Origin of the sequence: Klebsiella sp. KTE92 (assembly GCF_000398905.1) — a bacterium.
GTDB classification, from domain to species: Bacteria; Pseudomonadota; Gammaproteobacteria; order Enterobacterales; family Enterobacteriaceae; genus Klebsiella; species Klebsiella variicola.
On sequence record NZ_KB976100.1, the window covers coordinates 2,035,302 to 2,048,663 of the forward strand.

Here is a 13,362-nt window from a genome sequence, read left to right on the forward strand (position 1 = left end):
CATGGTTGAATTTAGCGCGGTAGCGAAAAACTTCGGCGCCACTCAGGTGCTGCACGATATCAATTTAAAGATTGAAGCGGGCGAGGTGGTGGTGATCATTGGCCCGTCCGGCTCGGGAAAATCGACCCTGTTGCGCTGCATTAACAAGCTGGAGGAGATCTCTTCGGGAACGCTGCTGGTGGCGGGCATGCATATTACGGATCCGCACGCGAATGAGTGTGATATTCGCCGCGAAGCCGGTATGGTGTTTCAACAGTTTCATTTATTTCCGCATCTGACCGCCCTTGAGAATGTCATGTTTGGTCCGGTTCGCGTGCGTAAGCAGAGTAAGGCCGCGGCGCGGGAGCAGGCGCTGGCGTTGCTGGACCGCGTGGGTCTGCGCGAACGCGCCAACCACTATCCGGCAGAGCTCTCGGGGGGACAGCAGCAACGCGTGGCGATAGCTCGTGCCCTGGCGGTAAAACCCAAAATGATGTTATTTGATGAGCCAACATCCGCTCTCGATCCCGAACTGCGGCATGAGGTGTTAAAGGTCATGCGCTCGCTGGCCGAAGAGGGCATGACGATGGTGATTGTGACCCATGAGATTGGCTTTGCCAGAGAGGTGGCTTCCCGGTTGATCTTTATTGATGGCGGCACCATTGCCGAAGATGGTTCACCTGAGGTGCTGCTCACTGCCAGCAGCAATCCGCGTCTGCAAGAGTTTTTGCAACACGTATCCTGAACATAAGTGAATGATGACAATATGAAAACAATCGCAATCCGTGGTTCCGCCTATGCGGTGGGTCAGCAGCTTGGCGCGTTTGGTCGTGAGGCCTGGCATACTAAAATCAGGCAAACAGCGCTGTGGCAAACCGTAACCGCCCTGAAAACGGCGGAGCAAACCCAGCGCATGCGCGCAACCGTCCAGGCTCAGTTTCCGCTGATCTGGCAGGAGCTGGAGGGCATGGCGGAGGGGCTGCAGGCGCCGGTGGATGAGGTGTTTGCCTGGAACTGTCGCGGCGATCTGGTGCGTTCGACGTCGGATGGCTGCACTACCCTGGCGGGGATAAGCGCTGAGGGCGAGTTAATTATTGCGCATAATGAAGATGGCTTCCCGCAGCTGCGCGGTGACTGCGCCATCGTCCACGTGACACCGGATGTGGGCCTCGCCTTCACCAGCTTCGCCTACCCCGGCTCCCTGTGCGGGCACACCTTCGCGGTGAATGAGAAAGGGATAGTCAATACGGTCAACAATATTCGTGCTGTGCATCGTCCGGAGGGGATGCCGCGCCAGATACTGGCCCGCGCATCGCTGAATGCCACCACGTTAGATGAGGCCATTACCCTGCTGACCGCGACACCGCGCGCGGGCGCGTTTCACCACACACTGGGTCAAATGGGCGATAGCCGTCTGTTTAGCGTGGAAGCTACCGGCTCCGGCAGCTCAGTGCGCCAGCTGACCGCCACCTTTGGGCATGCCAACCATCTGATCCATCCCCAGCTTGCGACCATTGAACAGATCGTGACCGGGAGCTCCGGCTCACGCCAGCAGCGCCTGGACGCGTGGTTGGCGACGAACTCGTCGCTGGATGGGGTAACAGCGAAAGCGATGCTCTCCGACCAGCAGGATCCGCTGTTACCGATTTACCGGCTGTCTGCGGAAGATCCGGATGACGAAAATACGCTGGCGACGGCCATTTTTACCCTGAGCGCGACCCGGGTCGCATGGCAGGTCTTCACCCTGGATCGTGAAAACGCGGTTTTGCAGGGCAGCCTTTAGCCGACTGAGGGCGCTTTCAGCAGGGCGATCAGCAGCGTACTGCACGCCATGATCCCCGCCGCCAGCCACACCATGCCTGACAAGCCCGCAGTGGCGATCAGCTGGCCGCCGACAAGCGCCCCGGTGCCGATGGCGGCATTAAAAATAGCCACGTAAATGGCTGACGCCGGCTGGGCGACCGCGCCTGCGCTGCGCAGCAGCCAGGTCTGTAAGCCGACGTACACGATCGCGATACCGGCGCCCCACAGGGCTAACAGCAGCCCGCTAAAACAGAAAGGCAGGGGCGCAAGCCGTCCGGTGCCGAGGAGCGCCAGCGCGCCTCCGCTCAGCAGCAGTGAAGCAAAAATCAGCCCCTTCAGATGACGGTCGATAAGCTTACCCGCGATAACGTTACCCACCAGCCCGGAAACCCCTGACAACAGCAGCAGGCCGGAGAGGGCGGTCGCCGGTACTCCCTGAAGTGTTATCAGCAGCGGTTCAACGTAGGTGAAGGCGGCAAAGTGAGCGGTAATGATGCAGGCCGTGGCGCCATACAGGCCGCAGAGCAGCGGATTACGGAAGATATCGCGATAAACACCCAGCCTGACGGGGGTGGACGCGGCCAGCGCGGGCAGCGTCGAGCATAGCACTGCCGCTGCGGCCAGTGACAGCAGGGCCACCGCCAAAAACGCGTGTCGCCAGCCCGCCAGGGTGGCGATAAAGCTCGCCAGCGGTACCCCCACTACGCTTGCCGCCGACACGCCGCCAAAAATGATTGCCGTAGCCAGCCCCAGCCGGTGTGGCGGGACCAGCTGCGCGGCGACGATGCCAATTAAGGCCCAGAAGGCGCCATGCGCCAGGGCGCCAATCATGCGGGCGCTCATCAGGGCGAACATGGAATAAGACCGGGTCGCGGCGAGGCAGGAAAGCGCCAGGGTCAGCATCAGCCCGACCAGCAGCGCCTTGCGTGAAATACGCGCTGGCATCGCGCCGGAAAGCAGGGCCGCCAGGGCGCCCACCCAGCCGTAGGCGGTGACGGCAAGCCCCATACCGGATTCCGTCTGGTGAAAATCCGCCGCCAGGGCGCTGAGCATGCCCACCGGCGCCAGTTCGCTGGTGACGATCGAAAAGGCGCAGATCCCGAGCGCAATGACGGCTATCCAGACGCGCGTCGGGGTTGGGTTAAGGGGTAAAGCAATCTCTTTCATGTCAGGCGTATCCTAAGAAGAGGGAAGTCGCGCATGGTGCACGGACGTTCAGGTGAGGAGAGAACCGGCGATCGGATAGCCTGTTTGTCTCCGCGAGTGGCGTGCAGTATCATCCCTGCGAAAATGATAAAAAAGAGCAGAAAACGGAGAACCGTTTTCCATAAATGGAAAAGAGATGACGGCAGAGTTTAACTGGGATGATGCGCGCATATTCCTCGCCATCGCCCGGGCGGGAACGCTAAGCGGCGCCGCCGACAAGATGAACATGGGGATTGCCACGGTGTCCCGCAGGCTGGATCGGCTGGAACAGTCGCTGAAAGTCCCGCTTTTTAGCCGCCATCAGAGCGGCTATCGCCTGACCGACGATGGCGAAGCCCTGCTCGCGCGGGCGGAGGCGCTGGAATACGCAGGCCTGGCGTTCGGCGAGGCGGCGCAACTGCAGGGGCATGTCGCCGGGGTTGTCCGCCTGGCTACCTCGGACAACCTGGCCACGCATTTTATTCTGCCCTCCCTGAAAGGGCTCCTGGACCACTATCCTGACCTGCGGGTGGAGGTGCTGAGCGGCGTGCAGCCGGTGAACCTGCACCGTCGGGATGCCGATCTGGCGATCCGCATGGTCAAGCCTGACGCCGGGCATTTGACCTTAAAGCGGCTGGGGATGGTGGGGTTTGGCGTCTATGGCGCCGCCAGCTATCTGGCCGGCGCGGACGGCCTGTCGCTGAGCGAGGCGGACTTTGTGGGGTGGCCGGAGACTCACCAGCACCTGCCGGCCGCCCAATGGATCACGCGCACCCTACGAGGGCGACCGTGTAATGTCGAAGCCAATACGCTCGTGGCCCAGGTTTCCGCGGTATCAGCGGGGCTTGGGCTGGGCGTCCTGCCGCACTTTATGGCGCGGGCCAACGGGCTGCAGTGCCTGTTGCCGGAGATCGGCGCGGATCAGACGTTATGGTTAGTGATGCATTCCGACCTGGCCGGGTCCAGACGCGTGCGGGTTATCGCCGACCATCTCATCACCCTCTTTGCGGACCATCAAGACCGGCTGGCGTTGCCCTGACGCTAACGCTCAGGGGATCACCCGCGCCGTTCTCAGCTGCGAAAACAGGCTGAAAAACATCTCGTCTGTGGCCTGCATCCGCTGGAAGCCAGCCCGGCGCAGTTTACTGCCATCGCCAAACATATCGTACTGCCAGCCGAACACGAAATCGGCAAACTGACCGTCGCTCAGACGCAGAATGTCCGCTTCCACCAGCCGCTCTCCGGCCAGCTCGTGCCAGACGGCACGGTAGTCATTGAATAGCTGATGAAATGAGAGCCTGACGGGCGGGGCGCATTCCAGTTCAAACCACTGCGCGATGCGCGGCCACAGCTCGCACCAGCGCCAGATATCACCATTATTGACGTTGAAGGCCTCGTTTTCCCCCGCCGGTGAGGTGGCGGCCCACAGCGTGGCCTCCGCCAGCAGGTCGGCGTCAGTATGATCGACAATGCTGTGCCAGGTGGTTAACGTGCCGGGAAAGCGCAGCGGTAAACCCAGGGCTTTGCACAGTGACGCATACAGCGCGATGCTCAACGCAAGATTCATGGCATTACCCGGCACCGGGCTGCCCACCACGCCGGGCCTGATAGCGCTCCAGTGCCAGGTTTTGCCTTGTTGAAAGTGGCGGAGCCACGCAAGTTGAGCGGCGTTAAATTCAGCCCCGGGTACGCCGGGGTCGCTTTCCCGCGCCGGGGTTTTAAAGGGGCCAAGATGGGCGCCATACACTTTATACCCCTGCATCAGGCTGACCGCCTGCAGCGGGGCGTTTTGTTCGACGTGGCTGACCAGATTACGCAGCATGCTAACGTTCGGCTCCACCATCTCGCTCCAGTTTCCGGCATTCATCCAGGCACTGTAAAAAATGTGGGTCACGGTGGACAGCGGCTGGAGCGCTTGCGCACTGTGCCGGGCATCGCGTAAATCGACGTGAATCATCGGGATCGCCCCCGGTTGCGACAGGGCGCGGTGGCTGAGGCCGATAACCTCCCATCCACGATGTAACAGGGTGTTGACCAGCTGGCGGCCAACGATGCCGCTGCTGCCAGCGACCAGTGCGACCTGAGAGGATGTCTTGTTCATGGTGTTTCTCCTGGGAAGGTGACCGACACAGTGTGCTAGATTATTTTTTTGCCACCTATCCCATGAAACGGATGACACTTATCAGCAGAATCATGAAATGAATAATAAGCTCACCGCCATCGCCACCTTTCTGCGCGTTGCCGAAGCCGGCTCATTTTCCGCAGCCGCCCGGCAGCTCGGGATGAAGCAATCTGCCGTCAGTCAGCAGATCGCCGCGCTCGAACAGGAGCTTGGCGTGGTGTTACTCCATCGTACGACGCGGGCCATGATGCTTACCGAGCAGGGGGTGCATTACCGGCGTGATATGCAGCGGGTGCTGAACGCCATGCAGGAGGCGGAAAGGCGGCTCAACCCGGCGGAGCCTCAGTTTCAGGGACGAGTGCATGTCCAGCTGCCAAGCGGTCTCGGCAGTCTTCTGCTGCCGCATCTGCTGGCGCTGCAGAAACAGTATCCTGAACTGCACCTGATGCTGTCGCTCGACGATCGGATCGCCGATCTGATTACCGAAGGGGTGGATGTGGCGCTGCGTCTCGGCCATGAGCCGCCGCCATCCCATGCTGCGCGGGTTCTGGCGCGGATTGAAACGGCGCTCTTTGCGGCACCAGGTCATTACGCCGTCCAGTCCGTGGACGACCTGGCGGCTTGTCCACACGTTCGGTTTAGCGGCCTCCCGCTTGATGCTCCGCTGCGGATCATTTCCGCAGACGAGACGAGAGACGTGCAGGTGAAGACCGTTTTTCGGGCCAACACCAGCGATGCGCTGTTGCAGGCGCTGGAATCCGGCATCGGCATCGGAGGGATACAGCGACCGCTGGCGGCCAGGGCCCTCAGGGCCGGAAGGCTGGTGCCGATCCTGGCTGACTGGCGATTACCGGACCGCTTCCTGTATGCCGTCTATCCCGATGCCCGTTTTATTCCGCCGCGGGTCAGAAGCGTGATCGCCTTGATTGAGGCGCGACTGCCTGAGCTCACGGTGGGGAGCTGAGGGTAAGGCGCTCCCCCATTCAGAACCGTGCGCGGTATCGTGCCGCTCCCCTACAGGTGGTTTCTGATGTTAAGGTGAGACGTTTATCACCACAGGAGAACGCAAATGATTGTCAGGACCTGGCACGGCTGTGTGCCATTGCAACATGCCGAGGGGTTTGCCCGGCACCTTGAGCAGACCGGCGTGGATCACGCCCGGGGTATCCCCGGTAACAGAGGCGCGCTGGTGCGCCAGGAAAACCAGGGCGAATGGGCGCATTTTTTTCTCGCCACCTACTGGCAGGATCTTGCGGCGGTCAAAGCCTTCGCAGGCGAAGACTATCACGTCGCGGTCACTTATCCGGACGACGACGCATTCGAACTCCTCTCCGACCCCTACGTGTTTCAGCATGAAGTTGAGGCCGTGTCGCCACTGTAGGCTGATGACCGGGCAGGTGTAAGATCGGCCAGCAACAGACGGTTGCTGGCCGCGTGAGAGCGACGTCTACCTTGTATGGGCAGCCAGCCGCCGCTGGGTGAACGTGGCATGACGGGAACACTCAGCGCGTGAGGGCCGCGACAATGGAGGCCTCCATTTTCTCCGGCGTCGTCAACGGCGCAAAACGCGCGAGGGGTGTGCCGTCGCGAGCGATGAGGAACTTGGTGAAATTCCACTTGATCCGTCCGCCGAGCACGCCGGGCAACGCTTGTTTCAGATAACGAAACAGCGGGTGTGCGGCGGGGCCGTTGACGTCCACTTTCTCAAACATCGGGAAGCTCACGCCGTAGTTAACGTGACAGGTCTGCTCGATTTCATCCGCACCGCCGGGTTCCTGCTTACCAAACTGGTTGCACGGGAAACCAAGCACTACCAGCCCCTGAGCCGCGTACTTTTTGTAGAGCGCTTCCAGGCCAGCGTATTGCGGTGTGAAGCCACAATGGCTGGCCGTATTCACCACCAGAACCACCTTGCCAGCATAGTCAGACATTGAGAGGGGCTGGCCGCGCAGGCGGGTAGCCGTCAATTGATAAAAAGGGGTCATAGCAGGCTCCTGAGAGTAGAAACAGTTCAACGCTGACGATCGCGCGAATGTTTGAAGCAGATTAGGCAGTTATGATACACAGGGTTAGGGATTTGTACCTGGAGTGTTAAAAAAACGCCAGATGTCATAGAGAAAATCGCAAACAGGAACGGCTGAAAATGATGAAATATGTCTTATCGCTGGTGGTGGTAGCGATACTCGCAGGATGTACCAGCACGCCAAACTTGCCGCCTCGGGATACCATTGTGGCGATGAAACCCACAGAGTCCGGTATTGTCGCCAGCTCAGCGAAATACAGTTACCGCTTTGTCCGTGACGGTGTGCCTCAGGAATATCAGCGTTATAAGACCTTTTATGAACGCTTTCATCAACAGGCTTCCGGCGTGCGGGTTAACTTTGTCGTGGAACAACATGAGGTGACGGCGGAATATCTGGTGGTGATGGATCAGCGCAAACTGGATGCCGGGCAGCATAGCGAGCTGGTGAATCAGTATCATGCGGTGCAAATTGATAACGATCGCCTCGGGGTGTTGTTTAAAGCGACAGGATTTTGGACTGCATCGGACGCGTCAGATCTGGCCGCCGCCTACCAGTTAGCGCACCCCGTTGTGGTATCAATCAATGATAAGACCAAAACGATTAGCTCGCTTGGCGCCGTCGCCATGGCCCCGTTGTTTCCATTTTACATGATGTATGGATGTGCCATCGGGCCTTGTGTCTGAGGATCATTATGGCCGCTGAAACGGCCTGGCTGGCAGGAGTTCCGCAGATTATCATGTCGATGTTTATCGCCTAACCGGGGGAATAGTGCTGTCGTATCCCCCTGGATTATTCTGCTTAGACGCCACGCAATGCGAGAGGAACTGATGTTGTCACCTTTTCTCCATCTGAGAGACTACAGAAACAGCCGCTATTCATTGCTATGGCTGAAGTAACGTTCATCTAACCACAATTTTGTCTGGCTCTGTTATTGCGAGAATTTTATCTACACACGCTGTTGCTGATAACATGGCGGTATCCAGCTGTAGATGTTCTCTGTCCCATGGTTCATAGTTCCGGTGTTGTACTTGCATCCAGTCAGGAGGAGTTAACCCTGGGATATCTGATTTTCTGTTCTCCACCCGATAACGGTGCTGTTCTTTATCCGAACAGATTATTTCAATCTCCAGGAAGGGAACATTCAATGATATCGCTATATCGCGGAAAGTATTTCGCACCAGAATAATATCATTCACCGAATCGGTGACAACAGTAGAACCTAACTGAAGGTTTTCTCGCGTCAATTCGTAGAGTACAAAATAGCCTTCCGGGCCAATTTTTTGGTTCTGTTCAGAGACAGAACGAATTGCCTGCTCAACCGTATCTACCCGCAGATATACCGCACTGATTTTTTTTGATAACATTTTTGCAATAGTACTTTTACCAGTACCAGGTAACCCGCTGAAAATAAATAACATAATTTATCCGGTTGATGAGACGAACTAATGTTGTGCTGTCTTTTCGATAGACCCTGTTTATTCTGCATATCTGGGAAGGTATGTATAGATGGAATTAATATGTGATTTCAGAAACACCACAGCATTTAATCCACAGAACATGGCGGGCGTAACTAAAGCGATCATTTTTGATAGCCCAGATTAAAGCGGAAGCAGCATTTTGGCTGTACAAACGGCAGTGATTAGCCCCACAATGATAGTCACCCCAGTGATTCATCGAGAAATAAAAGCGTCTTAATCGCAGGGGAAATCAGCCAGGAAGTTATACTAACTGGCTGATTTTATTTAATTAAGCTTCACTTTTAGATGACTGCTTGTGAAACAGTTCGCGGAATACCGGGTAGATATCTTCCTGGTCGCGGATATGCTGCATGGCGAAATTATCAAAGGTCGCCTGCAGATGTTCATACTCGCGCCACAGGGTTTGATGCGCCCGGCGGGTAATTTCGATGTAGCTGTAATAACGCACCACCGGCAGGATTTTCTTCGCCAGCAGTTCGTGGCACAGCGGGGAGTCATCGGCCCAGTTGTCGCCATCCGACGCCTGGGCGGCGTAGATGTTCCACTGCGCCGGGTCATAACGGGCCTGCACCACTTCATCCATCAGCTTCAGGGCGCTGGAGACGATGGTGCCGCCGGTTTCCTGAGAATAGAAGAATTCGTGTTCATCCACCTCTTTTGCCTGGGTATGGTGGCGGATATAGACCACATCGACGTTTTTATAGGTCCGGCTGAGGAACAGATACAGCAGGATATAAAAGCGCTTGGCCATGTCTTTGGTGGCCTGGTCCATCGAGCCTGAGACGTCCATCAGACAGAACATCACTGCCTGGCTGGAGGGCTCCGGCCGTTTTTCGTAATTTTTGTAGCGCAAGTCAAAGGTGTCGATAAACGGCACCCGTTCAATTTTGGCGCGCAGCTCAGCAATCTCTTTGCGCAGGCGTTCCTCCTCCAGCAGCTGCACCGGTTCGCTGCGGCTGATGGTCTCCAGATCCTCCTCCAGGGCGCGCAGTTCACGGCGCTTGCCAGCGGTCATCGCCGTACGCCGGGCCAGCGAGTTCTGCAGCGAACGCACTACGCTGATGTTGGCTGGCACCCCATTCGAGGTAAAGCCCGCGCGATGGGTTTTAAACTCGTTCAACTGCCGGTGCTGATTCTTCTTCAGGTTCGGCAGGGCGAGATCTTCAAATAATAGATCCAGGTACTCATCTTTCGAAATCTGGAAGACAAACTCATCCTTCCCTTCGCCGTCGGCGCTGGCTTGCCCCTGACCGCCGCCACCGCCGCCGCCACCGCCCTGCGGGCGCTCAATCCGGTCGTTTTGCACAAAATGATCGTTGCCCGGGTGGACGCGGTTGCGCAGGCCGCCGCGACCCTGATGAAACATCGGCTCGTTGATATCGTCCGTCGGGATCGAGACGGATTCTCCGCTCTCAATATCGGTCACCGAGCGCTTGTTGATAGCCTCGGAAATCGACTGTTTAATCTGCGCCTTATAACGGCGCAAAAAGCGCTGGCGATTGACGGCGCTTTTGTTTTTCCCGTTCAGGCGTCGGTCTATGAACCAGGTCATATGCCCTCCTGTACTGCATTAGCCAACTTTGCTTATCATCATTCAGCTGCAGTTGACCCGGCGGCGTGCCGCCGGGCTTGACGCATCAGGACGATTTACGAACCCGCAGGTACCACTCGCACAGCAGGCGAACCTGTTTGCGGGTGTAGCCTTTTTCCATCATGCGGTCGACAAAGTCGTCGTGTTTTTTCTGCTCATCGGTTGATGTTTTGGCATTAAACGAAATGACCGGCAACAGCTCCTCGGTATTAGAGAACATTTTCTTCTCGATAACCGTGCGCAGTTTCTCGTAGCTGGTCCAGTTCGGATTACGTCCGCTGTTGTTGGCTCTGGCGCGCAGCACAAAGTTGACGATTTCGTTACGGAAGTCTTTCGGGTTGCTGATCCCGGCCGGCTTCTCAATTTTCTCCAGCTCAGCATTCAACGACTCACGGTCAAACAGCTGACCGGTGTCCGGATCGCGATACTCCTGATCCTGGATCCAGAAGTCGGCGTAGGTGACATAGCGATCGAAAATGTTCTGCCCGTACTCGGAGTAGGATTCCAGATAAGCGGTCTGGATCTCTTTGCCGATAAACTCGGCGTATTTCGGGATCAGATAGCCTTTGAGGAACTCCAGGTAGCGCTCGGCGTTCTCCTGCGGGAACTGTTCGCGCTCAATCTGCTGCTCCAGGACATAGAACAGATGCACCGGGTTGGCGGCCACCTCGACATGGTCGAAGTTAAACACCCGTGACAGGATCTTAAAGGCAAAACGGGTGGAGAGCCCGTTCATCCCTTCATCCACCCCGGCGTAATCGCGATACTCCTGATAGGATTTCGCTTTCGGGTCGGTATCTTTCAGGCTTTCGCCATCATAGACCCGCATTTTCGAGTAGATGCTTGAGTTTTCCGGCTCTTTCAGGCGCGACAGAATCGAGAAGCGCGCCAACGTTTCCAGGGTGCCCGGGGCGCACGGCGCGTGGGTCAGCTCGCTGCTGTTGAGCAATTTTTCATAGATGCGGATCTCTTCGGAGATACGCAGGCAATAAGGCACCTTGACGATATAGACGCGGTCGAGGAAGGCCTCATTGTTCTTGTTATTACGGAAGGTCACCCATTCCGATTCGTTGGAGTGGGCGAGGATTATCCCGTTAAACGGCAGGGCAGAGATCCCTTCGGTCCCGTTGTAGTTCCCTTCCTGGGTGGCGGTCAGCAGCGGATGTAGCACCTTAATCGGCGCTTTAAACATCTCGACGAATTCCATAATCCCCTGGTTGGCACGGCACAACGCACCGGAGTAGCCATAAGCGTCCGGGTCGTTTTGCGCATAGTGTTCCAGTTTACGGATATCCACTTTACCCACCAGCGCCGAAATATCCTGGTTGTTTTCATCACCGGGTTCGGTTTTGGCGATGGCGACCTGCTCAAGAATCGATGGCCAGACTTTGACCACGCGGAATTTAGTAATATCGCCGCCAAACTCGTGCAGGCGCTTGGCCGCCCACGGCGACATGATGGTGCCGAGGTAGCGGGTGGGCACGCCATACTCTTTCTGAAGGATCTGGGCATCCTCCTGCGGATTAAACAGGCACAGCGGGTGATCGTTGACCGGGCTACGCTCGCCGTTGGCGCTCAGCACATAGATGGGCACGCGCTGCATCAACGCTTTCAGCCGTTCAGCCAGCGACGATTTACCACCGCCCACCGGCCCCAGCAGATAGAGGATCTGTTTCTTCTCTTCCAGCCCCTGGGCGGCATGCTTGAGATAGGAAACGATCTGCTCAATGGCGTCTTCCATACCGTAAAACTCTTCAAAGGCCGGATAGCGTGCAATAACCCGGTTTGAAAAGAGACGGGATAGCCGCGGCTCGAGAGCCGTATCAACCATGACGGGTTCACCAATGGCCATCAACAGACGTTCTGCCGCATTGGCATAGGCACTGCGATCTTGCCGGCAGATGGTAAGAAACTCCTGCAGTGTGAACTCTTCGTCCTTGGCAGCTTCATAGCGCTGGCGATAGTGATCGAATATATTCATGGCATGCCGTCCTTTCGTTTTTTAGCACAGGTTGAGAGCCGTTCATATGAGTAGTGGGGGCCCCCGGAAGACATAAGCTGAACGTCGCTCTCCAGATATCCAGCAACCCTTATGCCAGGTTGCGGGTGGAGTAGCGTGAATGTGCCCTGCAATTACACCTTCTAAATTTAAGCGTAGATGCATTTAGAAATCTTGCATGCCGCAGAAAATCAATTTCAATGACATATCAATAACTCATCCTGAAAATGACGCTTTTTGACACGCCAGGACGCGAAGCTGTCACCGGGCTGTCACCTCATGGTAAGAGAAGGGTGGGAAAGTGAACGATTTGTGTCATGTCGGGTAAAGAATTTGAGGCATGAGGTCTACGACGGTAAACTGCACGGGCTGATAATTTGACAACGGGAATATGGATTGTGACTAAAATCAAACTTCTGGCACTCGGCGTGCTGATTGCGACGTCCGCCAGCGCGGCGCATGCCGACGGGAAGTTCACTCTTGGGGCTGGCGTAGGCATCGTCGAACATCCGTATAAGCAATATGATGCGGATGTCTACCCGGTGCCGGTCATTAGTTATGAGAGCGATAACTTCTGGTTCCACGGTCTGGGCGGGGGCTACTACCTGTGGAACGACACCAACGATAAGCTGTCAATAACGGCCTACTGGTCGCCGATGTACTTCAAGCCGGGCGACAGCGACAGCGCGCAAATGCGTCAACTGGATAAACGTAAATCGACCGTGATGGCCGGTCTGTCTTATGTCCACAACACGCCCTATGGTTTCCTGCGCACGACGATTGCAGGCGATACGCTGGATAACAGTAATGGTATCAACTGGGATCTCGCCTGGCTGTACCGCTACACCAATGGTAACCTGACGCTGACGCCGGGCATTGGCGTGGAGTGGAACAGCGACAATCAGAACGAATACTACTATGGTGTCTCGCAGCATGAGTCCCGTCGCAGCGGCATGCGCAGCTACGATCCGGACAGCAGCTGGAACCCGTATCTGGAGCTGTCGGCTAACTATCGCTTCCTCGGCGACTGGAGCGTATACGGCATTGCACGCTATACCCGTCTGTCGGATGAAATTACCGACAGCCCGATGGTGGACAAATCCTGGAGCGGCCTGATCTCAACCGGGATTACCTACACCTTCTGATTGTGCATCATTACAGTGCGCTTTATGCATCAAAAC

At 56.8% G+C, this 13,362-nt stretch carries 13 protein-coding genes; 7 read left to right on the forward strand and 6 right to left on the reverse strand.

Annotation, left to right across the window (positions count from 1 at the left end; genetic code table 11):
- Position 1: 1 nt before the first annotated feature.
- Together glnQ and A1WC_RS15745 are read left to right on the forward strand one after the other, a co-directional pair.
- The gene (gene glnQ / locus A1WC_RS15750; protein WP_012542105.1) at positions 2-724 is read left to right on the forward strand and encodes a glutamine ABC transporter ATP-binding protein GlnQ; all 723 of its coding nucleotides are present in this window, start codon (positions 2-4) and stop codon (positions 722-724) included.
- A gap of 21 nt (positions 725-745) precedes the next feature.
- Positions 746-1,762, forward strand: coding sequence for a C45 family autoproteolytic acyltransferase/hydolase (locus A1WC_RS15745; RefSeq protein WP_016160731.1), 1,017 nt, complete (start codon positions 746-748; stop codon positions 1,760-1,762).
- Here the strand turns inward: A1WC_RS15745 and A1WC_RS15740 are convergent.
- Complete coding sequence (locus tag A1WC_RS15740) at positions 1,759-2,949, reverse strand: MFS transporter (RefSeq protein WP_016160732.1); 1,191 nt, start codon at positions 2,947-2,949, stop codon at positions 1,759-1,761. The two genes, A1WC_RS15745 and A1WC_RS15740, sit on opposite strands and share 4 nt — an antisense overlap.
- 175 nt (positions 2,950-3,124) lie before the next feature.
- On the opposite strand from A1WC_RS15740, the gene A1WC_RS15735 reads away from it, so the two are divergent.
- Positions 3,125-4,006 carry a LysR family transcriptional regulator gene (locus A1WC_RS15735; RefSeq protein ID WP_016160733.1) on the forward strand — a complete coding sequence of 294 codons (882 nt, stop codon included), beginning with the start codon at positions 3,125-3,127 and terminating at the stop codon, positions 4,004-4,006.
- Between the two features lie 9 nt (positions 4,007-4,015).
- On the opposite strand, the gene A1WC_RS15730 is transcribed toward A1WC_RS15735, so the two are convergent.
- Positions 4,016-5,068 (reverse strand): SDR family oxidoreductase, encoded by a 1,053-nt coding sequence (locus A1WC_RS15730; protein WP_016160734.1) that lies wholly within the window; start codon positions 5,066-5,068, stop codon positions 4,016-4,018.
- A gap of 97 nt (positions 5,069-5,165) precedes the next feature.
- On the opposite strand from A1WC_RS15730, the gene A1WC_RS15725 reads away from it, so the two are divergent.
- Together A1WC_RS15725 and A1WC_RS15720 are read left to right on the forward strand one after the other, a co-directional pair.
- Positions 5,166-6,053, forward strand: coding sequence for a LysR family transcriptional regulator (locus A1WC_RS15725; protein WP_016160735.1), 888 nt, complete (start codon positions 5,166-5,168; stop codon positions 6,051-6,053).
- Between the two features lie 105 nt (positions 6,054-6,158).
- Entirely contained in the window at positions 6,159-6,470 is a 312-nt protein-coding gene (locus A1WC_RS15720) for a hypothetical protein (RefSeq protein ID WP_012968478.1), read from the forward strand.
- A gap of 121 nt (positions 6,471-6,591) precedes the next feature.
- Here A1WC_RS15720 and A1WC_RS15715 read toward each other — a convergent pair whose 3' ends face one another.
- Positions 6,592-7,074, reverse strand: a complete 483-nt coding sequence (locus A1WC_RS15715; protein ID WP_012968477.1) for a glutathione peroxidase — start codon at positions 7,072-7,074, stop codon at positions 6,592-6,594.
- A 158-nt stretch (positions 7,075-7,232) separates the two neighbouring features.
- Between A1WC_RS15715 and A1WC_RS15710 the strand changes: the two genes are divergently transcribed.
- Positions 7,233-7,796 carry a hypothetical protein gene (locus tag A1WC_RS15710; protein ID WP_008807634.1) on the forward strand — a complete coding sequence of 188 codons (564 nt, stop codon included), beginning with the start codon at positions 7,233-7,235 and terminating at the stop codon, positions 7,794-7,796.
- Positions 7,797-8,012: 216 nt separating this feature from the next.
- Here the strand turns inward: A1WC_RS15710 and A1WC_RS15705 are convergent, their stop codons facing one another.
- The 3 genes from A1WC_RS15705 to yeaG form a co-directional block, all read right to left on the reverse strand.
- Positions 8,013-8,531, reverse strand: coding sequence for an AAA family ATPase (locus tag A1WC_RS15705; RefSeq protein ID WP_016160736.1), 519 nt, complete (start codon positions 8,529-8,531; stop codon positions 8,013-8,015).
- A gap of 328 nt (positions 8,532-8,859) precedes the next feature.
- The gene (locus A1WC_RS15700) at positions 8,860-10,143 is read right to left on the reverse strand and encodes a YeaH/YhbH family protein (protein WP_012968476.1); all 1,284 of its coding nucleotides are present in this window, start codon (positions 10,141-10,143) and stop codon (positions 8,860-8,862) included.
- A gap of 85 nt (positions 10,144-10,228) precedes the next feature.
- Positions 10,229-12,163: a protein kinase YeaG gene (yeaG, locus tag A1WC_RS15695; RefSeq protein ID WP_008807632.1), complete on the reverse strand. Its 1,935-nt coding sequence runs from the start codon at positions 12,161-12,163 to the stop codon at positions 10,229-10,231.
- Between the two features lie 416 nt (positions 12,164-12,579).
- Between yeaG and A1WC_RS15690 the strand changes: the two genes are divergently transcribed.
- Positions 12,580-13,326 carry a MipA/OmpV family protein gene (locus A1WC_RS15690; protein ID WP_008807631.1) on the forward strand — a complete coding sequence of 249 codons (747 nt, stop codon included), beginning with the start codon at positions 12,580-12,582 and terminating at the stop codon, positions 13,324-13,326.
- The last annotated feature ends 36 nt before the right edge of the window (positions 13,327-13,362 follow it).